Here is a 22,976-nt window from a genome sequence, read left to right as displayed (position 1 = left end):
TTATTGGCAAAAATCATTGTGGATGACGCTGCCGCTTATCCACCCTACAAAAATCAGGGCAGCGTCGCCCGCCGATGAATGTTAATCCCACAAATCCCGGGCAGGATCGAGCACCGGACGGATAATCCCGGCGCGGATGGTGAAGTCACCGAAGCCTTCATCCCCTTCACGCTCTTTCGCCCAGCGCCCCACCAGCTCATCAATGGAAGCCAGAATTTCCGTCTCGGTGATGTTCTCGCGGTACATGCGCGGGATGCGCGTGCCGATGCGGTTACCGCCGATGTGCAGGTTGTAGCGGCCAGGCGCTTTACCCACCAGACCGATTTCCGCCAGCATTGCGCGGCCACAGCCGTTCGGGCAGCCCGTCACGCGCAAAACGATGTTCTCTTCGCCGACGTGGTGCTTCTCCATCACATCTTCAACTTTAGTCACAAACTGCGGCAGGAAGCGCTCTGCTTCGGCCATCGCCAGCGGACAGGTTGGGAAAGCAACGCAGGCCATGGAGTTTTCGCGCTGCGGTTTCACCGCGTGCATCAGGCCATGGTCTTTCGCCAGCTTCTCGATTTTCGCCTTTTCGCTTTCCGGCACGCCAGCCACGATCAGGTTCTGGTTAGCCGTCAGGCGGAAATCACCTTTGTGGATCTTCGCGATCTCCAGCAGGCCAGTTTTCAGCGGTCGATCCGGGTAGTCCAGAATACGACCGTTTTCGATAAACAGCGTCAGGTGCCACTTATCGTCGATGCCTTTTACCCAGCCGATGCGGTCGCCGCGGCCGGTGAATTCGTATGGACGAATCGGCTCGAAGGTAATGCCCGCACGGCGTTCAACTTCAGCTGTAAACACGTCAACGCCGACGCGCTCAAGGGTATATTTGGTTTTCGCATTTTTACGGTCTGTGCGGTTTCCCCAGTCGCGCTGGGTAGTCACCACCGCTTCCGCAACGGCAAGCGTGTGCTCCAGCGGGATATAGCCGAATTCACTCGCGGTGCGGGCGTAGGTGGCTTTGTTGCCATGCTCAATGGACAGCCCGCCACCTACCAACAGGTTGAAGCCCACCAGCTTGCCGTCTTTGGCGATGGCGATGAAGTTCATGTCGTTCGCATGCAGATCCACATCGTTCTGCGGCGGCACCACAACCGTGGTTTTAAACTTACGCGGCAGATAGGTCGCGCCCAGAATCGGCTCTTCGTCGGTGGTCGCGACTTTCTCTTTGTCCCACCAGATTTCCGCATAAGCGCGGGTGCGCGGCAGCAGGTGCTCAGAGAGTTTTTTCGCCCACTCGTAGGCTTCCTGATGCAGTTCGGACTCAATCGGGTTCGAGGTGCAAAGCACGTTACGGTTAACGTCGTTGGCGGTCGCCAGCGCGTCCAGCCCGACTTCGTGGAGCATCTCGTGCGCGGGCTTCACGTTCTTTTTCAGAATGCCGTGAAACTGGAACGTCTGGCGGTTAGTCAGACGGATGCTGCCGTAGATAGTTTTATCTTCGGCGAACTTATCAATGGCGCGCCACTGCTGGGTGGTGATAATGCCGCCCGGCAGACGGCAGCGCAGCATCATGGCGTGACGCGGCTCCAGCTTCTGCTCGGCGCGTTCGGCACGGATGTCACGGTCGTCCTGCTGGTACATGCCGTGGAAGCGGATCAGCAGGAAGTTGTCGCCCTTAAAGCCGCCGGTCAGGCCATCCTGCAAATCTTCTTTGATGGTGCCGCGCAGGAAATTGCTTTCCAGCTTCAGGCGCTCGGCGTCAGCCAGTTTTCCTTCGACCACTAACGGTCCCGGGTGTTTATCGCTCATTAGTAGACATCTCGCTGATAACGGCGCTCAACGCGCAGCTCACTTAAAAATTCATCGGCCGTCTCGGTGTCCATGCCACCAAACTCGGCTACCACTTCCAGTAAAACCTGCTCAACGTCTTTCGCCATGCGATTGGCATCGCCGCAGACGTAAATGTGGGCGCCTTCCTGAATCCAGCTCCACAGCTCCGCGCCTTTCTCGCGCACTTTATCTTGTACGTATATTTTGTGTTCCTGGTCGCGGGACCAGGCGAGGTCGATGTTGGTCAGCAGGCCGTCTTTGACGTAGCGCTGCCACTCCACCTGATAGAGGAAGTCATCGGTGAAGTGCGGGTTGCCGAAGAACAGCCAGTTTTTACCGCTCGCCCCGTCGTTTTCACGCTGCTGCATGAAGGCGCGGAACGGCGCAATGCCGGTGCCGGGGCCGATCATGATCACCGGCGTTTCCGGGTTGGCCGGCAGGCGGAAGTTATCGTTATGTTCGATAAACACGCGCACTTCACCGTCTTCTTCCAGACGGTCGGCCAGGAAGCCAGATGCGCCGCCAGTTCGGGCACGACCTTCAATGTCGTAGCGCACCACGCCAACGGTAATGTGAACTTCGCTCTCTGCCTCAGCCTGTGAAGAGGCAATAGAGTACAGGCGCGGCGTCAGCGGACGCAGAAGTTCAACCAGCTGATCTGCGGTCAACTCTGACGGAGCATAACGCACCATATCGACAATCGGCGTGCTCTGGGCAAAATGCTGCAGCTTAGTTTTGTCGCCGACCAGGTCGAGCAACGCGGCGTTGCGGGTAAGCTGCGCGTACTTCTCAACGATGTTCGCGGTGTTAACGGTCAGCTCAAAGTGCCACTCCAGCGCCTCGCTAAGCGGCAGGGTTTTGCCCTCAACGGTGACGGTTTCATCGCCATTCAGCCACAGTAGCTCAACAAGCTCTTTCACCAGGGCCGCATCGTTCTGATACCAGACGCCGAGCGCGTCGCCGGGCTGGTAGCGAAGGTCAGAATCACCAAGATCGATTTCGAGATGGCGCACGTCTTTGCCAGAGTCACGCCCGGTGATTTTCTGGTTCACCGCAAGCGTTGCGGTCAGCGGCGCTTCTTTGGTGTACGGGCTGGTGAAGACTTCGTTGACCACGCCGGTTGCCGTGGCAGCGGCCTGCGCAGGCGTTTCAGCCGGGACGCGGGATTTCAGTATATCGACGATTTTTGCACGCCATTCCTGAGCGGCGGGCTGGAACTCAACGTCGGTGTCCACACGGTCCAGCAGCCGCTGGCCGCCCAGCTCCGCAAGCTTCGAATCAAAGTCTTTCCCGGACTGGCAGAAGAATTCATAGGAGGTGTCGCCCAGGCTGAATACGGCAAAGGCCGTATCGGTCAGCTTCGGCGCTTTTTTGGAGAACAGGTACTTATGCAGCGCCACAGCTTCTTCCGGCGGCTCCCCTTCCCCTTGCGTGGAGGTCACGACAACCAGCAGTTTTTCCTGGGCGATTTGTTTGAATTTATAGTCGCCAGCATTCACCAGGTTGACGTTCAGCTTTGCGGCCAGCAGGTCGTCGCGCAGCTGTTCGCTGACGCGGCGCGCGTTGCCGGTCTGGGAGGCGGAAATCAAAGTGATAACCGGCACTTCCGCAGCAGGTGCCGCCGGAGCCGCAACCGTGCCCGGCTGTTGGTTAATCATCCCCCAGAAATAGCCTGATAACCAGGCCAGCTGCGTCTGCGAGAAGTCTGTTGTTGCCGCCTGGAGGCGAGCCAGTTGCTCCGGGGTGAGCGGCAGCAAAGCGGTCGGTGGGGCCTGAGTTGTCATGCTTGATTGGGTTCCAGTAGCAAAAGGTCCGTTTATAACCATCAACGGTAAATAGCATTCATGAGGGTAAGGGTAACCAGCCGGATAATAACAATTAAAGAAGGGATGGAAATAACAAATAACCAAAATGACTAACCGCTTTTTCGGGTAATCCATAACATTAAAAACGATTAATTAACTCATTGATATTTAATAAATAACTTCTAAGGCAACGCGAGAGAAAGGCGGCAAAAAGAAGATGAGGCTTTTAGTTAATGCGCAAAAATGTCAATTCCGGTACTATGCGGCGGTTTTTCGCTCGACTTCACTGCGCTAACTGAGACTCAATAATGGCAACCACCCTGTTTAAAGATTTTACCTTCGAAGCCGCCCACCGCCTGCCGCACGTACCGGAAGGCCACAAGTGCGGTCGCCTGCACGGCCACTCTTTCATGGTGCGCCTGGAAATCACCGGCGAGGTCGATCCGTATACGGGCTGGATTATGGATTTCTCCGAGCTGAAGGCGGCGTTTAAGCCAACCTACGACAGCCTCGATCATTACTATCTGAACGATATTCCAGGCCTTGAGAACCCAACCAGCGAAGTGCTGGCGAAGTGGATCTGGGACAAAATGAAGCCCATCGTTCCGCTGCTGAGCGCGGTGATGGTGAAAGAGACCTGTACTGCCGGATGCGTCTATAAAGGCTAAGGTTTTGGTGGATGGCGCTGGCGCTTATCCACCCTACAGACCAGAAAGGCACCCTTGGGTGCCTTTCTGCGTTAAGCGATATTCAAATACTTATGCGTCTGCATGGAAAGCCGCCAGTTGCGGGCGATGCAGATTTCGATGCACAGCCGCGTAGCGTCTTCTTTCTGGCTGATGGGCTGCAGGGCAATCACACGGCTTTTCTCGTCGTGCAGCGTTGCCAGCAGTTCGTCCAGCGCTTCAATATCACGCATGCGTCCTACCGGGTGTTTAATCTCGTCTGCTCGTTCCAGCGCCTGCGCGAGAATGTCGTAGCCACCGCGCATATTCACCTTCGGCGAAACTGTTACCCAGGTCCCCGGCGTACAGCGCACTTCATGCGTGCCGCTGGTTTCAATCTGGCAGCTAAAACCATGGTGTTCCAGCAGCGAAGTGAGCGACATCAGGTCGTGAATGCACGGCTCGCCGCCAGTAATCACCACGTGGCGTGCGGTATAGCCCTGACGCTGAATGATATTCAGCAGCTCTTCCGCACTGGCCCCGCCCCACTTATCGCTCTCTTTGGTTTTTGCCAGAATGCTGAACAGAGAGACTTCACGATCCGCGAGCTTATCCCAGGTGTGTTTGGTATCGCACCACGCACAGCCGACCGGGCAGCCTTGCAGGCGAATGAAGATGGCGGGCACACCAGTAAAATAGCCCTCCCCTTGCAGGGTCTGGAACATCTCGTTAATCGGGTACTGCATAATCATCTCTGTTATCTTCGCAAAAAGTAATTATCGCAGAACTAACGGTTGAGATCATGCGCAGCGGTGAAAACAGCCCAATTCGCTACGAACCGGGCTGGCCTGACTGGCGATTAGCCTTCTGAATACATCGCGCTGGCGAAACGGCGGGTAATTTGCTGCGGACGGGTAATCGCCCCGCCCACCACCACCGCATGCGCTCCCAGCTCAAGGCAATGTGCCGCCATCTCCGGCGTTTCAACGTTGCCTTCCGCAATCACCGGGACGTGAACGGCCGCCACAACTTCACGCAGAAACTGGCAGTCGTTAGTGGCTAGTATCTGCCCCTGAGTCTCCGCCGTGTAGCCGTGCAGCGTGGTTCCGACGCAATCAAAACCGATTTCTGCGGCGAAACGCGCTTCTTCAACGGTGGCGATATCTGCCATCAGCAGCAGCTCCGGGTAACGTTCACGCACCGCAGCCACCAGCCCACGCAGATCTAAATCACCGGGGCGTTTATGCCCGGTAGCATCCATTGCAATCATCTGCGGGTTGGCCTGCATCAGCTCATCCACTTCTTTAAGCGTGGGCGTGATGTAGACGTCGCTGCCCGGATAGTCGCGTTTGATGATGGCGATAACCGGGAGATCCACCAGCTCCATGATGGCTTTTACATCGACAAGACTGTTTGCACGAATAGCCGATGCGCCCCCCTGAGCGGCCGCCAGCGCCATGCGCGACATGATAAATGGACTGTGCAGTGGCTCATCGTCCAGCGCCTGGCAGGAGACAATTAGCTTCCCGCGGATCTGCGACAGCATGGAATTTTTCATAGGGCGAGAATCTCCTCAACTTCATTTTTGATAATGGTGACGTGCGGGCCGTAGATAACCTGTACGCCGTTGCCACGGCGGATGACCGCACGTGCCCCCGTCTCTTTCAGCAGCGCTTCGTCCAGCAGCTCACCGTCGCGCAGCGTGACGCGCAGGCGAGTGGCGCAGCAGTCCAGCTCGACAATATTCTCTTTGCCGCCGAGGGCGACGATGACCTGAGCGGGGCGTTCCCCTGCCGTCATCCCCGAGTCCACGACGGACACATCTTCACGACCGGGCGTTTTGAAATTAAAGCGGGTGATAACAAAGCGGAAAGTGAAGTAGTAGAGGAAGAACCACGGGATGCCCACCAGCGGCACGTAGAGCCAGTTGGTTTTCGCCTCGCCCTGCAGAACGCCAAACAGGATGAAATCGATAAACCCGCCGGAAAACGTCTGTCCGATGGTGATGTGCAGCATGTGCGCCAGCATAAAGGCCAGCCCGTCGAACATGGCATGGATGACGTAAAGCACGGGGGCGATGAACAGGAACGAGAACTCAATCGGCTCGGTGATGCCGGTCAGGAAAGAGGTCAGCGCCGCAGAAATCAGCAGGCCCGCTACCCGCTTGCGGTTCTCGGGTTTAGCCGTATGGTACATAGCAAGACAGGCGCCAATCAGGCCGAACATCATGGTAATGAAGCGCCCGGACATAAAGCGCGAGGTGCCGACGTAAAACTGCTGGGTGTTCGGATCGGCAAGCTGCGCGAAGAAGATACGCTGTGTGCCCTCCACGAGCTGGCCATTGATCATTTCGCTGCCGCCCAGGGCCGTGGTCCAGAACGGCAGATAGAAGATATGGTGCAGGCCGAACGGGCCGAGCATGCGCAGCACGAAGCCGTAAATAAAGGTGCCGAAGTAGCCCGTCGCGTCCACCAGCCCGCCCATGCCGAAAATCAGCTTCTGGAAGTGGGGCCACACGAGGGTCATTGCCGCGCCGACCAGAATCGCCGCCATCGAGCTGACGATGGGAATAAAGCGCGACCCGCCAAAGAAGCCGAGGAACTGCGGCAGGGCGATTTTGTTATAGCGGTTATGCAGCATGGCGGTCACCAGGCCAATAACCACCCCGCCAAACACGCCGGTTTCCAGCGTCTGGATGCCCAGCGCCATTCCCTGCCCTGCCGCACCGGGATTTGTTGCCGCCAGCTTGCCGCTCAGGATCAGCAGCGCGTTTATCGTCGCGTTCATGACCAGATACGCCAGCAGCGAGGCGAGTCCGGCGGTGCCCTTATCCCCCTTCGCCAGCCCGACCGCGACCCCGACCGCAAACAGCACGGCCAGGTTGGCAAACACGATAGATCCCGCGCTCGCCATGATGGTGAAGATGCCCTGTAGCCAGGCGACGTCAAGGAAAGGATAGGCCGTAATGGTGTTGGGATTCGACAGCGCGCCGCCGATCCCCAGCAGCAGGCCAGCCGCCGGCAGCACCGCCACCGGCAGCATAAAGGATTTACCGAACCGCTGGGCCTTCTCGAACCAGCCTCCTGAAGAGGCTCCGCTGAACATTGACATAAATTTTCCCCCTGGCCTAAGTTTATGGTGAAAATTTTTATCACAATACATCCTTATGATTGAAAATTTCCACCATCATTACGATCCGCGTCACACTTAATCGAATGTGCTGGCAAAACCAGGGGGCTTTCCGCCACACTGTAGCCGGTTTGAAATGGCATGCTTTTGAAGAGATGGTGAGATGAGTTCGATGACCGACAATGAAAATATTCTGCTGCACCTGCGCCAGAGCCTGCCGGGCTACAGCCCAACGCTGCAAAAATTGGGTGAGTTCATTCTGGCCGAGCCTCAGAAGGTGCTGTATCTGACCATTACCGAACTGGCTCGCGAGAGCGAAACCAGCGAAGCGAGCGTCACCCGCCTGTGCCGTCATTCAGGCTGCAAAGGCTACAGCGAATTCAAAATGGCGCTGGCGATGGATATTCAGCAGAGCCAGCCCCCCGCCGTTGCCAGCGAAGACAGCATTGATGAGCTGGTGGAAGAGTCTGTGCAGGCGCTGCGCGATACGGGCAAGTTGATTAACCGTGAAGTGCTGACCCAGGCGGGAACAGCCCTGCATGAAGCCGCATCCGTGCAGATTTACGGCGTGGCCGCGAGCGCCATCATGGGCGACTATCTGCACTACAAGCTGCTGCGCCTGGGTAAATCTGCCCAGCTTTTCAGTGATATGCACCGCGCCGCCATGAACGCCGCCACTCTAGGGGAGCGCGATCTGGTGGTGGCGATCTCCAGTTCAGGATCGACCAAAGATCTGCTGCACGTGGTTAAGCTTGCTAAAAAAAGAGGGTCGCGGGTTTTGCTGCTGAGCAACACGATGCGCAGCCCGCTTGCGGATCTGGCGGATCTTTTACTGGTTGCCGCGAAGCCGGAAGGCCCGCTAAGTGCAGGTTCACTGAACGCCAAGGTTGGGGCGATGCTGCTGGTGGAGGTGCTGGTTGGGGAGCTGATAACCCACGACGGGCGCTATGCGATGGCGAGCCAGCAAACTGCCAGCGCCACGCTGCCGCTGCTGCTGTAGACCTGCCGGAGATAGAAAAAAGGCCGGGGAATCCCGGCCTGTCGCTGGTTACTTGTGCGTTCTGAAATCAATCACCATGCGGCCTTTGATTTTGCCGCTCTCCATTTCCTCGAAAATGGCGTTGATGTCCTTCAGCGGGCGCAGCGCAACCTTCGGCGTGACTTTGCCTTCCGCAGCAAACTGGAACGCCTCAGCCAGATCCTGACGGGTGCCAACCAGCGAACCGACAACCTCTATGCCATCCAGTACCAGACGCGGGATATTGAGGCTCATAGACTCTGACGGCAGGCCAACGGCCACGACACGTCCGCCAGCACGCACCGCATCCACGGCAGAATTGAACGCAGCTTTCGCAACAGCCGTCACTACCGCCGCATGCGCGCCCCCGGTTTTCTCCTGGATGACCTTTCCGGCATCTTCATTGCGGGAGTTAATCACCATATCGGCGCCGCTCTCTTTGGCAAAATCGAGCTGCGCGTCGTTCACATCCACCGCGATGACTTTGGCGTTAAACACGTTCTTCGCGTATTGCAGCGCAAGGTTGCCGAGGCCGCCCAGGCCGTAAATCGCAATCCACTGCCCAGGCTTGATGTTAGAAACCTTCACTGCTTTGTAAGTGGTCACACCCGCGCAGGTAATACTGCTGGCAGCGGCAGACTCCAGGCCGTCCGGCACTTTCACCGCGTAGTCCGCCACGACAATACACTCTTCTGCCATGCCGCCGTCTGCGGTGTAACCTGCGTTAGTCACGCTGCGACACAGCGTTTCATTGCCGCTGTTGCAGTACTCGCAGTGGCCGCAGCCGCGGAAGAACCACGCGACGCTTGCCCGGTCCCCCACCTTTAAAGAGGTGACGCCTGGCCCGACTGATTTAACAATACCTATTCCTTCATGTCCGAGCGTGGTGCCCGTCACATCACCAAAATCACCATTCTTGACGTGCAAATCGGTGTGGCACACACCGCAGCATTCCATCGTCAGCAAAGCTTCACCGTGCTTAAGTTCACGCACTGGTTTATCAACGATATCAACGGAATGATCTTTCGTAACAACAGCTGCTTTCATGGCGGTCTCCTGACCTGGGGTAAATGATTTAACCAGACTGGCTCAGCATTCGCCGGAGCGCAACCTGCCTGCAGGAATTCCGCACCATAAGTCCATGCCGGCAAATTTCAGGCGAAAAAAAACCCGCCGAAGCGGGTTTTCTCAGAACTTAAAGCGACAGTAAGAGATTACTGACCTTTAACTTCTTTCAGACCGTTGAACGGTGCTGCATCACCCAGCGCTTCTTCGATACGAATCAGCTGGTTGTATTTAGCAACACGGTCAGAACGGCTCATAGAACCAGTTTTGATCTGGCCTGCAGCGGTGCCCACAGCCAGGTCAGCGATGGTAGCGTCTTCAGTTTCGCCTGAACGGTGAGAGATAACGGCAGTGTAGCCAGCGTCTTTCGCCATTTTGATCGCAGCCAGAGTTTCGGTCAGAGAACCGATCTGGTTGAATTTGATCAGGATGGAGTTAGCGATGCCTTTGTCGATACCTTCTTTCAGGATCTTGGTGTTGGTTACGAACAGATCGTCACCAACCAGCTGGATTTTGTCGCCCAGTACTTTAGTCTGGTATGCGAAGCCAGCCCAGTCAGACTCGTCCAGACCGTCTTCGATAGAAACGATTGGGTACTGTTTAGTCAGATCTTCCAGGAAGTGGGTGAACTCTTCGGAGGTGAAAGCTTTGTTGCCTTCGCCAGCCAGAACGTATTTACCGTCTTTGTAGAATTCAGATGCAGCACAGTCCATAGCCAGAGTCACGTCTTTACCCAGCTCGTAACCCGCAGCTTTAACCGCTTCAGCGATAACAGCCAGTGCTTCTGCGTTAGAACCCAGGTTAGGCGCGTAGCCACCTTCGTCACCAACAGCAGTGCTCATGCCTTTAGATTTCAGCACTTTAGCCAGGTTGTGGAACACTTCAGAACCGATACGGATCGCTTCTTTCAGCGTTTTAGCGCCAACTGGCTGAATCATGAACTCTTGAATATCAACGTTGTTGTCAGCGTGCTCGCCACCGTTGATGATGTTCATCATAGGCAGAGGCATAGAGTATTTGCCCGGGGTGCCGTTCAGTTCAGCGATGTGTGCGTACAGCGGCAGGCCTTTGGAGGCAGCAGCAGCTTTAGCAGCAGCAAGAGAAACAGCCAGGATGGCGTTAGCACCGAAGTTAGATTTGTTTTCAGTACCATCAAGATCGATCATGATCTTGTCGATGTTAGCCTGGTCTTTCGCATCTTTACCCATAACCGCCTGAGCGATTGGGCCGTTAACAGCGGCAACGGCTTTAGTTACGCCTTTACCCATGTAACGAGACTTGTCGCCATCGCGCAGTTCCAGCGCTTCACGGGAACCAGTTGAAGCACCTGATGGTGCAGCAGCCATACCTACGAAACCGCCTTCCAGATGAACTTCGGCTTCAACAGTCGGGTTACCACGGGAGTCGATGATTTCACGACCGATGACTTTCACAATTTTGGACATATAGGTTTTCCTCAAGTCACAACGTTAAACTAAAACTCCAGACAAACAACGCGCGAAATGTCGCGCGTTGCCGTTCTAACTCTGCTTACTTCGCCAGACGCTTCTGGTACTCACCGGCAGCTTTCACAAAGCCTGCAAACAGTGGGTGTCCATCACGCGGCGTTGAAGTAAATTCCGGGTGGAACTGGCAGGCAACAAACCAGGGGTGGTTTGGCACCTCGATGATTTCTACCAGTTGATCATCGCCGGAGCGGCCCGCAACTTTCAGGCCCGCTGCTTCAATCTGCTTCAACAACATGTTGTTGACTTCGTAGCGGTGACGATGGCGTTCAACGATTTGCGGCTCGCCGTACATCTGGCGTACCAGCGTACCGTCGGTCAGCTGACACTGTTGGCCACCCAGACGCATAGTGCCACCCAGATCGCTCTTTTCAGTACGCACTTCAACGTTGCCTTCTTCGTCACGCCATTCGGTGATTAATGCCACCACCGGGTATTTACAGTCTGGCACAAATTCCGTGGAGTTGGCGTCAGCCATCCCTGCAACGTTACGCGCGAATTCGATCAGCGCAACCTGCATACCTAAGCAGATGCCCAGGTAAGGAATCTTGTTTTCACGGGCATAGCGGGCGGTAGCAATTTTGCCTTCCACGCCGCGATAGCCGAAACCGCCAGGGATAAGAATAGCATCCAGACCCTTAAGTAGCTCTTCGCCACGTGTTTCAACATCTTGCGAATCAATCAGCTTGATGTTGACGGTCAGACGGTTCTTCAGGCCACCGTGTTTCAGCGCTTCAATCACCGATTTGTAGGCATCCGGCAGTTCAATGTACTTGCCGACCATACCGATGGTGATCTCACCCGTTGGGTTCGCTTCTTCGTAGATTACCTGTTCCCACTCGCCCAGATTAGCTTCTGGTGCGTTAATGCTGAATCGTTTACAAATATAATCGTCCAGCCCCTGTGATTTCAACAGGCCCGGGATCTTATAAATCGAATCGACATCTTTCAGGGAGATAACCGCTTTCTCCGGCACGTTACAGAACAGCGCGATTTTCGCACGTTCGTTCGCCGGAACCACGCGGTCAGAACGGCAGATCAGCACGTCTGGCTGAATACCGATGGAAAGCAGTTCTTTTACGGAGTGCTGCGTTGGTTTGGTTTTCACCTCACCGGCTGCGGCCATGTACGGCACCAGAGTCAGGTGCATATACAGCGTGTGCTCACGGCCCACTTCAACGGCCATCTGGCGAATCGCTTCGAGGAACGGCAGGGATTCGATATCCCCGACGGTACCGCCGATTTCGACCAGCACGACGTCATAGCCTTCGCCACCTTCAAGGATGCGTTCTTTGATAGCGTTGGTGATGTGGGGGATAACCTGTACGGTTGCGCCCAGATAGTCGCCACGGCGTTCTTTACGCAGAACTTCTGAGTAGATACGGCCAGTGGTAAAGTTGTTACGACGCGTCATTTTGTTACGGATGAAGCGCTCGTAGTGACCCAAATCCAGGTCGGTTTCAGCGCCGTCTTCGGTAACGAACACTTCCCCATGTTGAATAGGGCTCATGGTACCCGGATCGACGTTGATATACGGATCGAGTTTCATGATGGATACGTTGAGGCCACGGGCTTCGAGAATGGCTGCGAGGGAGGCTGCGGCAATGCCTTTACCCAGAGAGGAAACGACCCCGCCGGTCACAAAAATATAGTTCGTTGTCATGCTGAACCTGAGAAGTTAGGTTTAAAGACGATGGAATAACCAGGACGGGAAAGCAGTATACCCGAACACTCAGGGTGCCACAAACTTTCATTCTTTAACCCGCCAACCTGACCTCGCGCTTTGTCAGGGTTGAGAAAATAGCGGGTCTGGTATAAATGTTTTTGACGCAAATCAAGCGCTTGTTAAATGGGAGTGCCAGGAAATAGCGCTTGATCGCAAAAACGCGTTAGATTTCAGTTTCCTGGCGTTTAACCTGCTGCCAGGCATTTTCCATTTGATCGAGGGTCGCATCGGTCATCTGCAGGCCCTGCGCGGCGATAATCCGCTCCACTTCCCGGAAACGACGCTCGAACTTTCTGTTAGCTTTTTGTAAAGCGACTTCGGCTTTGGTGCCTAAATGACGAGCCAGATTGACCGTGGCGAACAGCAAGTCCCCAACTTCTTCTTCGAGTTTCGCTTCATCCACAACGACCTGCTGAGCTTCGTGCATCACCTCGTCGATCTCTTCATGCACTTTTTCCAGCACCGGGCCAAGAGAGGTCCAGTCGAAGCCCACGGATGAGCAGCGCTTCTGAATTTTATGCGCGCGCATCAGGGCAGGAAATGCTTCGGGGATATCATCCAGCGCGGAGTGCTGGGCTTTCTCCGCACGCTCGGCGGTTTTGATTTGTTCCCACTTCGCCAGCACTTCGGTACTGGTACCCGCTTCACCGTCGGCAAAGATATGCGGATGGCGGCGCTCCAGCTTGTCGCTAATGGATGAGCAGATATCATCGAAGTTAAACCGCCCTTCTTCCTGCGCCATCTGCGCGTAGAACACCACCTGGAAAAGCAGATCGCCCAGCTCGCCGCGCAGATCGTCAAAATCTTCACGGTTGATGGCGTCCAGCACTTCATAAGTTTCTTCCAGAGTGTAAGGCGCGATGGTCGCGAAGGTCTGCTCGCGGTCCCATGGACAGCCGTTTTCCGGGTCGCGCAGGCGCTTCATGATGCCAAGGAGGCGGTTAATTTCAGTCAAAGTCGATCCTTAAGAAAACGTAGGGCAGATAAGCAAAGCGCCATCTGCCGTGTATCGAACGATTTGGTGGATGACGCTTCGCTTATCCACCCTACCAGGCCAGGAGTGCCGGGTCAGCCGTGCAGCCGCTTCGCATCGATGATATCCGGCACCTGGTTCAGCTTGCCGAGCACGCGCCCCAGCACCTGCAGGTTATAGATTTCAATGTTCATGTCGATGGTCGCCAGCTGCTGTCTGGTGTCGCTGCGGCTCGCCACGCCCAGCACGTTCACCTTCTCGTTTGCCAGAATAGTGGTGATATCTCGCAGCAGGCCGCTGCGGTCATTCGCCGTCACCCGTACCACCAGTGAATAGCCGCTGGAGTAGCTTTCGCCCCAGACGGCATCCACGATGCGTTCCGGCGCGTGGGATTGCAGATCGGTGAGCTGATCGCAGTCCGCACGGTGGATGGAGATACCGCGCCCCTGGGTGATGAAGCCGATAATTTCGTCGCCGGGGATTGGCTGGCAGCAGCGCGCAATGTGATGCATCAGATTGCCTACGCCTTCCACCACCACACGCCCATTGTCCTTACTGCGGGAGTGATGCTGGCTGGACGATTTTTTCTCCAGCTGGCGAAGCGCCTGCTCGTCCTGTTCGGCAGCGGTCGGCTTGTTAAACTGCGCCTGCAGGAAGTTACTCATCTGATTAAGACGAATATCGCCGCCGCCAATCGCCGCCAGCAGCTCTTCAATTTCGTTGAAGTTGTAGCGCGGCAGCAGGTGTTTTTCCGCCTCTTTCAGGCTGATGCCCAGCCGCTCGATCTCATCGTCGAGGATCTGCCGTCCGGCCAGAATGTTCTTGTCGCGATCCTGCTTGCGGAACCAGTTGTGGATCTTGGCGCGCCCACGGCTGGTGGTGACGTAGCCCAGGTTCGGGTTCAGCCAGTCGCGGCTTGGGTTCGGCTGCTTCTGGGTGATAATGTCAACCTGATCGCCCATCTGCAGCTGATAGGTGAACGGTACGATGCGCCCGCCAATTTTCGCGCCGATGCAGCGGTGCCCCACGTCGCTGTGGATGTGGTAGGCAAAGTCGAGCGGCGTAGAACCGGCTGGCAGGTCGACCACATCCCCTTTTGGCGTAAATACGTATACCCGGTCGTCGAAGACCTGACTGCGCACTTCGTCGAGCATTTCGCCGGAGTCTGCCATCTCTTCCTGCCACGCAATCAGCTTACGCAGCCAGGCGATACGGTCCTCGTGCCCGGTGCTGCCGCTGCGTGCGTTGCCCTCTTTGTATTTCCAGTGGGCAGCGACGCCCAGCTCCGACTCTTCATGCATCTGTTTGGTGCGGATCTGGATTTCGATGGTTTTGCCGTTCGGCCCCAGCACCACCGTATGGATGGACTGGTAGCCGTTTGGTTTCGGGTTGGCCACGTAGTCGTCGAACTCGTCCGGCAGATGACGGAAATGCGTGTGCACGATACCCAGCGCGGCGTAACAGTCTTGCAGACGCTCTGCCACGATGCGAACCGCACGCACGTCGAACAGCTCATCGAAGGCCAGCGCCTTCTTCTGCATTTTGCGCCAGATGCTGTAGATGTGTTTCGGGCGGCCATACACTTCGGCTTTCACGCCCTCTTCTTTCATCGATTTACGCAGCGACCCGACAAAATCATCAATGTAGTGCTCACGGTCGATACGACGCTCGTGCAGCAGCTTAGCGATGCGCTTGTATTCCGCCGGATGGAGGTAGCGGAAGCAGTAATCCTCCAGCTCCCATTTCAGCTGGCCGATGCCGAGGCGGTTGGCAAGCGGGGCATAAATATTGGTACATTCTTTCGCCGCCAGCACGCGTTCATCTTCCGGTGCATCTTTCACTTCACGCAGGTGGGCGATACGTTCGGCAAGTTTAATAACGACGCAGCGGAAGTCATCCACCATAGCCAACAGCATGCGGCGAACGTTGTCGACCTGTTCAGCAGAGACAGAATCGGTATGGGCGGCTTTCAGCTGACGAATAGCAGCCATGTCGCGCACGCCGTGGATTAGCGTCACAACCTGGTTATCAATGCTCTCCCTCATCACGTCTTCGGTAACGACGTTGGCATCCGCAAGCGGGAACAGCAGCGACGCTCGCAGCGTGTCGTTATCCATACTGAGCATGGAGAGGATTTCTACCATCTCGACGCCGCGCCACAGCAGCAGCTCCGCGTCGGGATGGCCCTTTGTCTGTTGTTCGCAATAACGCCAGGTTTCGGCTAAGCGCTCACATGACTGCTGGTTAGTGATCCCGAGACTCGCAATCCATTTATCGGGCGCAAATTCGCCAGCTTTGTTGAGATGTGCACTTCTTACCGCAACCATTGTCCTCTCCTGTCGGTTACATGCCTCAGGCCCCCAGGCCCGATCAACCGTTTAAATGCGCTCGAAAAGCGCCATTGACTCCAGGTGCCCCGTGTGGGGAAACATGTCGAGCATTGCCAGCCGCTGAATCTGATAACCCGCCGCCAGCAGTGCTTCGCTGTCTCGGGCTAGCGTGGTGGGGTTACATGACACATACACCACCTTCTCAGGGGCAAGATTAATGACATGCTGCATCACGCCTGGCGCGCCGGCCCGGGCAGGATCAAGTAAGATTTTATCGAATCCTTGTGCCGCCCAGACATGACGTGTCACATCCTCCTCCAGATTTTCATGAAAGAATGTGACATTTTTCAGCGAATTATTTTGTGCATTATATTCGCCTTTCGCCACCAGCGCAGCAACGCCTTCCACCCCCACCACGCTCGCCGCTCGTTTTGCCAGCGGCAGGGTAAAATTGCCCATGCCGCAGAACAGATCCAGCACCCGATCCGTTGGCTGTACGTCCAGCCAGTCGATAGCCCGGGCGACCATCTGCTGATTCACCCCGTCGTTCACCTGGATAAAATCACGCGGGCTGAAACTTAATCGTAGACCGTCTGATTCATACCAGGGTGCTTCGCTCCCGGTCGCCTCAAGCGTTTCACTGTCGGGTGCTAAAAATAGCGCAAGCCCAGCAGAATGCGAGAATTGTTCCAGTTTTTGTCGATCGGCGGGTTCCAGCCCGATGAGATGACGCAAAACCATCAGCGGGCCGCTATCTGCCAGCACCAGTTCAACATGCCCTAATTTACGCATGGCTTTTAGTTCTGACAGACATTTACGCAAAGGTTTGATCAATGCCTCAAGCTGGGGCACCAGCACGGGGCACTGCTGAATATCCACCAGCTCTTTGTCGCTCGCTTTGCGAAATCCCATCTGCAAAGTTTGCGACTTCAGATGGAAATTCAGGCTCAGGCGCGCGCGACGGCGATAGCCCCATGGCTCGCCAGAAATAATCTCATTCACTTCACGCGGGGCATCACGCGTTCCCATCATACGGGCCAGCGCCCGCGATTTTGCCTGCTGCTGAAGTGAAACGCTGGCATGCTGCTGCTGGCAACCACCACAGACGCCAAAATGCGGACAGCGTGGCGCAACGCGCTCCGGGCTGTCACTTAAACGACGCTTGACCACCGCCTGAGAAAAATTGCGTTTATCGTCAGTGAGGGTGACTTCTGCCTGCTCACCCGGCAGCGCACCGGTGATAAACAGCGCTTTTCCGTTGTGACGCGCGACCCCCTGCCCAAAAGGGTCGAGGTCATTAACCGTCACAGTTATGATCTGACGAGTCGTAACACGTCGCTTTGCAGAGTAGAATTGCGCCATAGATAGAGATGAGCTCTTAAATTTAAACTGTTGTCTCAATTGTCCCATATCGGAACCCCATGACCAACTACAGCCTGCGGGCACGCATGATGATCCTGATTCTGGCGCCTACGCTAATGATCGGCTTGCTGCTCAGTACTTTCTTCGTTGTCCATCGTTACAACGACCTACAGCGTCAGCTTGAAGATGCCGGCACCAATATCATTGAGCCGCTTGCCGTATCGAGTGAATACGGTATGAACTTCCACAACCGGGAGTCTATTCATGAGCTGATCAGCGTCCTGCATCGGCGCCACTCGGATATTGTCCGCGGGATTTCAGTTTTTGATGAGAACAACAGGCTGTTTGTCACCTCAAATTTCAAACTTAACTCGTCAGTTCTGCAACTGCCCGCCGGGGAGAAAATCCCCAGAAGTTTAAGCGTGACCCGTGGGGGCGATGTCATCATCCTGCGCACGCCTATCATTTCTGAAAGCTACTCGCCCGATGAGTCCGAAGCTGTCGACGCCAAGCAGAACGGTAATACTCTGGGTTATGTCGCCATGGAACTGGATTTGAAGTCGGTGCGCTTGCAGCAGTACCGGGAAATTTTTGTTTCCACCATGATGATGCTGTTCTGCGTCGGCATCGCAATGCTCTTTGCCTACCGTCTGATGCGAGATGTGACAAGCCCCATCCGCAACATGGTGAACACGGTTGACCGTATCAGAAGAGGCCAGCTGGATAGCCGCGTCGAAGGTTTTATGCTCGGCGAGCTGGATATGCTGAAGAACGGCATTAACTCGATGGCGATGTCCCTGACCGCCTATCACGAGGAGATGCAGCACAATATCGACCAGGCCACTTCCGATCTGCGTGAAACCCTGGAGCAGATGGAAATCCAGAACGTTGAGCTGGATCTTGCGAAGAAGCGCGCCCAGGAAGCGGCCCGCATCAAGTCTGAGTTCCTCGCCAATATGTCCCACGAACTGCGTACGCCGCTTAATGGCGTGATTGGCTTTACCCGCCTGACGCTAAAAACCGATCTCAACGCGACACAGCGAGACCATCTGCACACGATTGAACGCTCGGCAAATAACCTGCTGACCATCATCAATGACGTTCTCGACTTCTCTAAACTTGAGGCCGGCAAGCTCATTCTCGAAAGTATTCCTTTCCCTCTGCGTAATACCCTTGATGAGGTGGTGACGCTGCTTGCGCATGCAGCCCACGATAAAGGGCTGGAGCTGACGCTCAATATCAAAAACGACGTGCCGGATAACGTGATTGGTGACCCGCTGCGTATGCAACAGGTGATTACCAACCTGGTCGGTAACGCGATTAAGTTTACCGAAAGCGGCAATATCGATTTGCTGGTGGAGAAACGATCGCTTGGCAACAACAAAGTTCAGATTGAAATGCAGATCCACGATACCGGCATCGGCATTCCTGAACGTGAGCAGTCGCGGCTGTTCCAGGCCTTCCGCCAGGCGGATGCCAGCATCTCTCGTCGCCATGGCGGCACCGGTCTGGGACTGGTCATCACCCAGAAGCTGGTCAATGAGATGGGGGGGGATATCTCCTTCCACAGCCAGCCGAACAGAGGGTCAACCTTCTGGTTCCATATCAATCTGGATTTAAATCCCAATGCCGCGATCGATGGTTATTCCACCGACCACCTGGCAGGAAAGCGTATTGCTTATGTCGAGCAAAATACCGCGGCGGCGCAGAGTACGATGAACCTTCTCGCCGACACGCCGCTCTCCGTCGTCTACAGCCCGTTATTCAGTACGCTCCCGGAGGAGCATTACGATATTCTGCTCATCGGCGTACCCATTACGTTTAAAGATACTTTGACGATGGACGATCCGAAGTTGCAGCAGGCGACAACCATGACGGATTGTCTGATCCTGGCTCTGCCGTGTCATGCCCAGGTCAGCGCAGAGGAGCTGAAAAGCCGCGGGGTGGCCGCCTGCCTGCTGAAACCGATAACCTCCACTCGCCTGTTGCCAATACTGGCTGACCGCGCATTCAGTAAGCCACCGGCGCTGGCCGATGGGGCTGCCTCAGGCAAGCTGCCTATGACGGTCATGGCCGTGGACGATAATCTGGCGAATCTGAAATTGATTGGCGCACTGCTTGAAGATCAGGTGCAAAACGTTGTGCTGTGTGAAAGCGGCCTGCAGGCCATTGGCCAGGCTAAACAGATGCAGATTGACATCATACTGATGGATATTCAGATGCCAGAAATGGACGGCATCCGCGCCTGCGAGCTGATCCGGCAAATCCCACATCACCAGCAAACGCCAGTGATAGCCGTCACTGCCCATGCTATGGCAGGCCAGAAAGAAAAATTACTCAGTGCCGGAATGAATGACTATCTCGCTAAACCCATTGAGGAATCGAAGTTGCTCAATTTGCTGATGCGCTATCAGCCCGGCAGCATCGTGATATCCCAGCCTGCGCTGCTGCCGGATCTGACGCAGCAAAACAACACGGCTAACCAGACCCTGGACTGGACGCTTGCGATGCGGCAGGCAGCCAACAAACCAGACCTCGCTCGTGAGATGCTGCAAATGCTGCTGGCCTTCCTGCCTGAGGTACGGAACACCGTTGAGGAACAGCTGGTGGGCGAAAATCCTGAGGGGCTGGTCGATATGATTCACAAGCTACACGGGAGTTGCAGCTACAGCGGTGTTCCTAAGCTCAAGAAAATTTGTCTGACGCTGGAACATGAAATGCGCAGCGGCGTGGCCCCGCAAGATCTGGAGCCGGAGCTGCTGGAATTACTGGATGAAATGGATAATGTCTCCAAAGAAGCGCAAAAGATGCTGAGCTAGCCTGCGTAAAGCAGGCTGAACCTTCTTAGTCGCGAGACATGGCCCGCCACATTGCTTCAAAGCCAGCTGCTTTGTAATCAGTGGCTTTTTCAGGCTCCCGGGAGGCGAATTCTGCCGTGGTCTCCGCCAGCGAGAAAAAGATTGCGTCGCCAAAAGCCGACAGCCCGCAGGACAAAAACTCGTTGGTAATGCAATCTTCCGCAAGCTTGCGCAATTCAGGGTGAATGCGCGCAACGCTGTCTTTGGTTTCCTGGGTGATTTTGTCTGACACCGCCAGCTGGCGCATCGCCTTGCTGGCTTTCGGATGAACCAGGCCCCAGTCAATAAAGCCGCTCCAGACCTTACGTGCGCGCTCTTTCACCGAGGCATCAGCCTGAAAATTCTTCATCATCGTCACGCCCAGATCCGTTTTCAGATACAGATAGAGCGCATTCAATAATTCATCCTTGGTAGGAAAATAGCGAAACAGCGTCCCTTCCGCGACGCCGGCATTTTTAGCAATCAGCGACGTTGCCGCCCCTAACCCAAATTCAGCCACCGCTACCTTTGCTGCTTCAAGAAGCGCTAAACGTTTATCTTCACTTTTCGGGCGAGCCACATTTCCTCACAAACCTTGCGAATATATACAAAATTAAACCATGTTCCCTGACGTTTGGGCAACTATGTTAAAACATCACCCGAACGGCAGGGGGTAACATTTCGCTGACAAAAATGTCATTGACGGTGAACAATCGCCTCTTATAATGAGTGTTCACTCACTCAATAACAAGTTCACTTTTTCTGAAAATACCGCTTTCAGCGGCCCTTTTGTTAATAATCGTAATTCTGGTGATCATCATGCCTGCAGGTAGCGTTAGCGGCTTTAGCAAATTCGTTTCTATGGCCGAGTTTGGCAAATTGTCCGGCGGTTCATGTCTGGAAAGAATAACCGCCGATCTGAATGCCAGAGTCATGCTCCCAGGCCATGCCGGACGATTTTGTTTGTCTGACCATACCTGGTATGACCCCTACGAGCGTATTACCGCAGCCAGTCACGACAAGCCTTACCAGCTTGTTACACCGCAAATGGGCAGAGTCGTCGGGTTGAATTCCGGGCAGGCCTCTTTTGCCTGGTGGGAAGCATTAACCGACAGCCAGTCGGCAAATTCATAGAAAGGAGGAGAAATGTCCATGCCCGCTAACTTTATGGAATCCCTGATTGAGTGGATTGAAGAGAATATGGATAAACCGCTAAGAATCGAAGATGTGGCAAAACACTCCGGTTATTCGAAGTGGTACCTACAACGGATGTTTACGAGCACGACAGGGAAGAGCATGGGCACCTGGATCAGGGACCGTAAAATGATGCTTGCCGCCGCCGACCTGCTGAACAGCAACGATCGGATCGTTGATATTTCCGAGCGATACGGCTTTGACTCTCAGCAATCTTTCACGCGGATTTTCGGCAAAAAGTACAACATCTCCCCTTCCGCCTACCGGAAAATGCACGAAAGAAAAGTCGCTTAAGCATTCATCAATTTTGTCCGTTGGATGGCGCTTGCGTCATCCAACGGAACGAATACCACGTTACAAAGCACGTCCCATTGCGAGCGTGGCAGCGATATTTCTCGCGGCGACACGCAGATTATCACCGGCATTTTCCAGCGCCTCTTCCAGCGTACAGATAGAAGAGAGTACGCTAAACACTGCATCCAGGCCGTGCTCATGCACAACACCTGCATCTGCCGTCAGGCTTCCGGCAATGCCAATAACAGGCTTACCATAGCGCTTCGCGACCCTGGCCACGCCGACAGGGACTTTACCGTGGATGCTCTGGCTATCAATACGCCCTTCACCGGTGATCACCAGATCCGCATCGCGAACCAGAGCGTCAAGCCCTAACGCCTCGGTCACGATTTCAATTCCCTGACGAAGCTCCGCAGCGCAAAAAGCATACAGCGCCGCTCCCATGCCACCCGCGGCCCCACCGCCATCCAGCGACAAAACATCTATATCCAGATCGCGGGCAATAATTTTTGCGTAGTGCGCCAGAGCCTCATCCAGCTGCTTCACCATCTCAGGCGTTGCGCCCTTCTGGGGCCCGAAGACCGCTGATGCTCCGTTGTCACCGATTAACGGATTGGTGACATCGCAGGCGACCTCAATGCGGCATGCTTTCAGGCGCTTATCCAGCTCACTGATGTCAATGCTTGCAAGCCTGGTCAGTTCGCCACCGCCGTGCCCCAGCGCTTCACCTTTTTTATCAAGTAGTCTGGCACCGAGCGCCTGCACCATCCCGATGCCGCCGTCATTGGTCGCGCTGCCGCCAATACCAATAATGATATGTTTGACGCCTTCGTCCAGCGCATGGCGAATCAGCTCGCCCGTCCCCCAGGATGTTGTCGCGAGCGGGTTACGCTGCCCTGCCGGAACCTGCTCCAGACCGCTGGCTGCGGCCATCTCGATAAACGCACTCTGCCCGTCGCCGGAAAGTCCATAAAACGAATTAACGGGTTGACCGAGCGGCCCGGTGACGTCAAGTTCAACGATCCTGCCGTCGGTTGCCGCAACCATTGCTTCTACCGTCCCTTCGCCTCCATCCGCAACGGGCAGCTTCACGTAGTCGGCATCCGGGAAAATCTCCCGAAAACCAGCTTCTATCTGTGTCGCCACCTCCAGAGCACTGAGGCTCTCTTTCCAGGAATCTGGAGCGATTACAATTTTCATATGCCGTCCGTCGCGGTGCAGGAGAAGGGGTTCCGGTGCCTGAGCACACCGGAACTTG

18 protein-coding genes are annotated in these 22,976 nt (G+C 55.3%); 5 read left to right on the top strand and 13 right to left on the bottom strand.

Features of this window, described 5'->3' with window-relative positions; all coding sequences use genetic code 11:
- Positions 1-81: 81 nt before the first annotated feature.
- Together cysI and cysJ are read right to left on the bottom strand one after the other, a co-directional pair.
- Positions 82-1,794 (bottom strand): assimilatory sulfite reductase (NADPH) hemoprotein subunit, encoded by a 1,713-nt coding sequence (gene cysI, locus HYQ67_RS09175; protein ID WP_202303390.1) that lies wholly within the window; start codon positions 1,792-1,794, stop codon positions 82-84.
- Positions 1,794-3,599, bottom strand: a complete 1,806-nt coding sequence (gene cysJ, locus HYQ67_RS09170; protein WP_202303389.1) for an NADPH-dependent assimilatory sulfite reductase flavoprotein subunit — start codon at positions 3,597-3,599, stop codon at positions 1,794-1,796. Before cysJ ends, cysI begins: the two co-directional genes overlap by 1 nt.
- A 326-nt stretch (positions 3,600-3,925) precedes the next feature.
- Between cysJ and queD the strand changes: the two genes are divergently transcribed.
- Complete coding sequence (gene queD, locus HYQ67_RS09165) at positions 3,926-4,288, top strand: 6-carboxytetrahydropterin synthase QueD (protein WP_202303473.1); 363 nt, start codon at positions 3,926-3,928, stop codon at positions 4,286-4,288.
- Between the two features lie 71 nt (positions 4,289-4,359).
- On the opposite strand, the gene queE is transcribed toward queD, so the two are convergent.
- The 3 genes from queE to HYQ67_RS09150 form a co-directional block, all read right to left on the bottom strand.
- Entirely contained in the window at positions 4,360-5,031 is a 672-nt protein-coding gene (gene queE / locus HYQ67_RS09160) for a 7-carboxy-7-deazaguanine synthase QueE (protein ID WP_202303472.1), read from the bottom strand.
- A 113-nt stretch (positions 5,032-5,144) separates the two neighbouring features.
- A complete protein-coding gene (locus HYQ67_RS09155; RefSeq protein WP_202303388.1) occupies positions 5,145-5,843 on the bottom strand; it encodes an N-acetylmannosamine-6-phosphate 2-epimerase in 699 nt (232 codons plus the stop codon).
- On the bottom strand, positions 5,840-7,396 hold the full coding sequence (locus tag HYQ67_RS09150; RefSeq protein WP_202303387.1) for a PTS transporter subunit EIIC: 1,557 nt from the start codon (positions 7,394-7,396) through the stop codon (positions 5,840-5,842). Before HYQ67_RS09150 ends, HYQ67_RS09155 begins: the two co-directional genes overlap by 4 nt.
- Positions 7,397-7,586: 190 nt before the next feature.
- Between HYQ67_RS09150 and HYQ67_RS09145 the strand changes: the two genes are divergently transcribed.
- Positions 7,587-8,414: a MurR/RpiR family transcriptional regulator gene (locus HYQ67_RS09145; protein ID WP_202303386.1), complete on the top strand. Its 828-nt coding sequence runs from the start codon at positions 7,587-7,589 to the stop codon at positions 8,412-8,414.
- A 48-nt stretch (positions 8,415-8,462) separates the two neighbouring features.
- Here the strand turns inward: HYQ67_RS09145 and adhP are convergent, their stop codons facing one another.
- From adhP to rlmD, 6 genes are all read right to left on the bottom strand, one after another.
- Positions 8,463-9,479 (bottom strand): alcohol dehydrogenase AdhP, encoded by a 1,017-nt coding sequence (gene adhP, locus HYQ67_RS09140; RefSeq protein WP_202303385.1) that lies wholly within the window; start codon positions 9,477-9,479, stop codon positions 8,463-8,465.
- Between the two features lie 167 nt (positions 9,480-9,646).
- Positions 9,647-10,942 (bottom strand): phosphopyruvate hydratase, encoded by a 1,296-nt coding sequence (gene eno, locus HYQ67_RS09135; protein WP_202303384.1) that lies wholly within the window; start codon positions 10,940-10,942, stop codon positions 9,647-9,649.
- A gap of 85 nt (positions 10,943-11,027) precedes the next feature.
- Positions 11,028-12,665, bottom strand: a complete 1,638-nt coding sequence (pyrG, locus tag HYQ67_RS09130; protein ID WP_202303383.1) for a glutamine hydrolyzing CTP synthase — start codon at positions 12,663-12,665, stop codon at positions 11,028-11,030.
- Positions 12,666-12,891: 226 nt separating this feature from the next.
- Positions 12,892-13,683, bottom strand: a complete 792-nt coding sequence (gene mazG / locus HYQ67_RS09125; RefSeq protein WP_202303382.1) for a nucleoside triphosphate pyrophosphohydrolase — start codon at positions 13,681-13,683, stop codon at positions 12,892-12,894.
- Positions 13,684-13,796: 113 nt separating this feature from the next.
- A complete protein-coding gene (gene relA, locus HYQ67_RS09120) occupies positions 13,797-16,028 on the bottom strand; it encodes a GTP diphosphokinase (protein WP_202303381.1) in 2,232 nt (743 codons plus the stop codon).
- A 51-nt stretch (positions 16,029-16,079) separates the two neighbouring features.
- A complete protein-coding gene (gene rlmD / locus HYQ67_RS09115) occupies positions 16,080-17,393 on the bottom strand; it encodes a 23S rRNA (uracil(1939)-C(5))-methyltransferase RlmD (RefSeq protein WP_202303380.1) in 1,314 nt (437 codons plus the stop codon).
- A gap of 59 nt (positions 17,394-17,452) precedes the next feature.
- Between rlmD and barA the strand changes: the two genes are divergently transcribed.
- A complete protein-coding gene (barA, locus tag HYQ67_RS09110) occupies positions 17,453-20,212 on the top strand; it encodes a two-component sensor histidine kinase BarA (RefSeq protein ID WP_202303379.1) in 2,760 nt (919 codons plus the stop codon).
- A gap of 25 nt (positions 20,213-20,237) precedes the next feature.
- On the opposite strand, the gene HYQ67_RS09105 is transcribed toward barA, so the two are convergent.
- Positions 20,238-20,810, bottom strand: coding sequence for a TetR/AcrR family transcriptional regulator (locus HYQ67_RS09105; RefSeq protein ID WP_202303378.1), 573 nt, complete (start codon positions 20,808-20,810; stop codon positions 20,238-20,240).
- Positions 20,811-21,049: 239 nt separating this feature from the next.
- On the opposite strand from HYQ67_RS09105, the gene HYQ67_RS09100 reads away from it, so the two are divergent.
- Positions 21,050-21,364: a hypothetical protein gene (locus tag HYQ67_RS09100; protein WP_202303377.1), complete on the top strand. Its 315-nt coding sequence runs from the start codon at positions 21,050-21,052 to the stop codon at positions 21,362-21,364.
- Positions 21,365-21,376: 12 nt separating this feature from the next.
- On the top strand, positions 21,377-21,718 hold the full coding sequence (locus HYQ67_RS09095; protein WP_202303376.1) for a helix-turn-helix domain-containing protein: 342 nt from the start codon (positions 21,377-21,379) through the stop codon (positions 21,716-21,718).
- Between the two features lie 60 nt (positions 21,719-21,778).
- On the opposite strand, the gene HYQ67_RS09090 is transcribed toward HYQ67_RS09095, so the two are convergent.
- Positions 21,779-22,918: a glycerate kinase gene (locus HYQ67_RS09090; protein WP_202303375.1), complete on the bottom strand. Its 1,140-nt coding sequence runs from the start codon at positions 22,916-22,918 to the stop codon at positions 21,779-21,781.
- Positions 22,919-22,976: the final 58 nt, after the last annotated feature.

Origin of the sequence: Dryocola clanedunensis subsp. sulfonylureivorans (assembly GCF_016756775.1) — a bacterium.
In the GTDB taxonomy this organism is placed as follows: domain Bacteria; phylum Pseudomonadota; class Gammaproteobacteria; order Enterobacterales; family Enterobacteriaceae; genus Dryocola; species Dryocola clanedunensis.
This window is presented reverse-complemented; position numbering and strand designations above follow the sequence as displayed.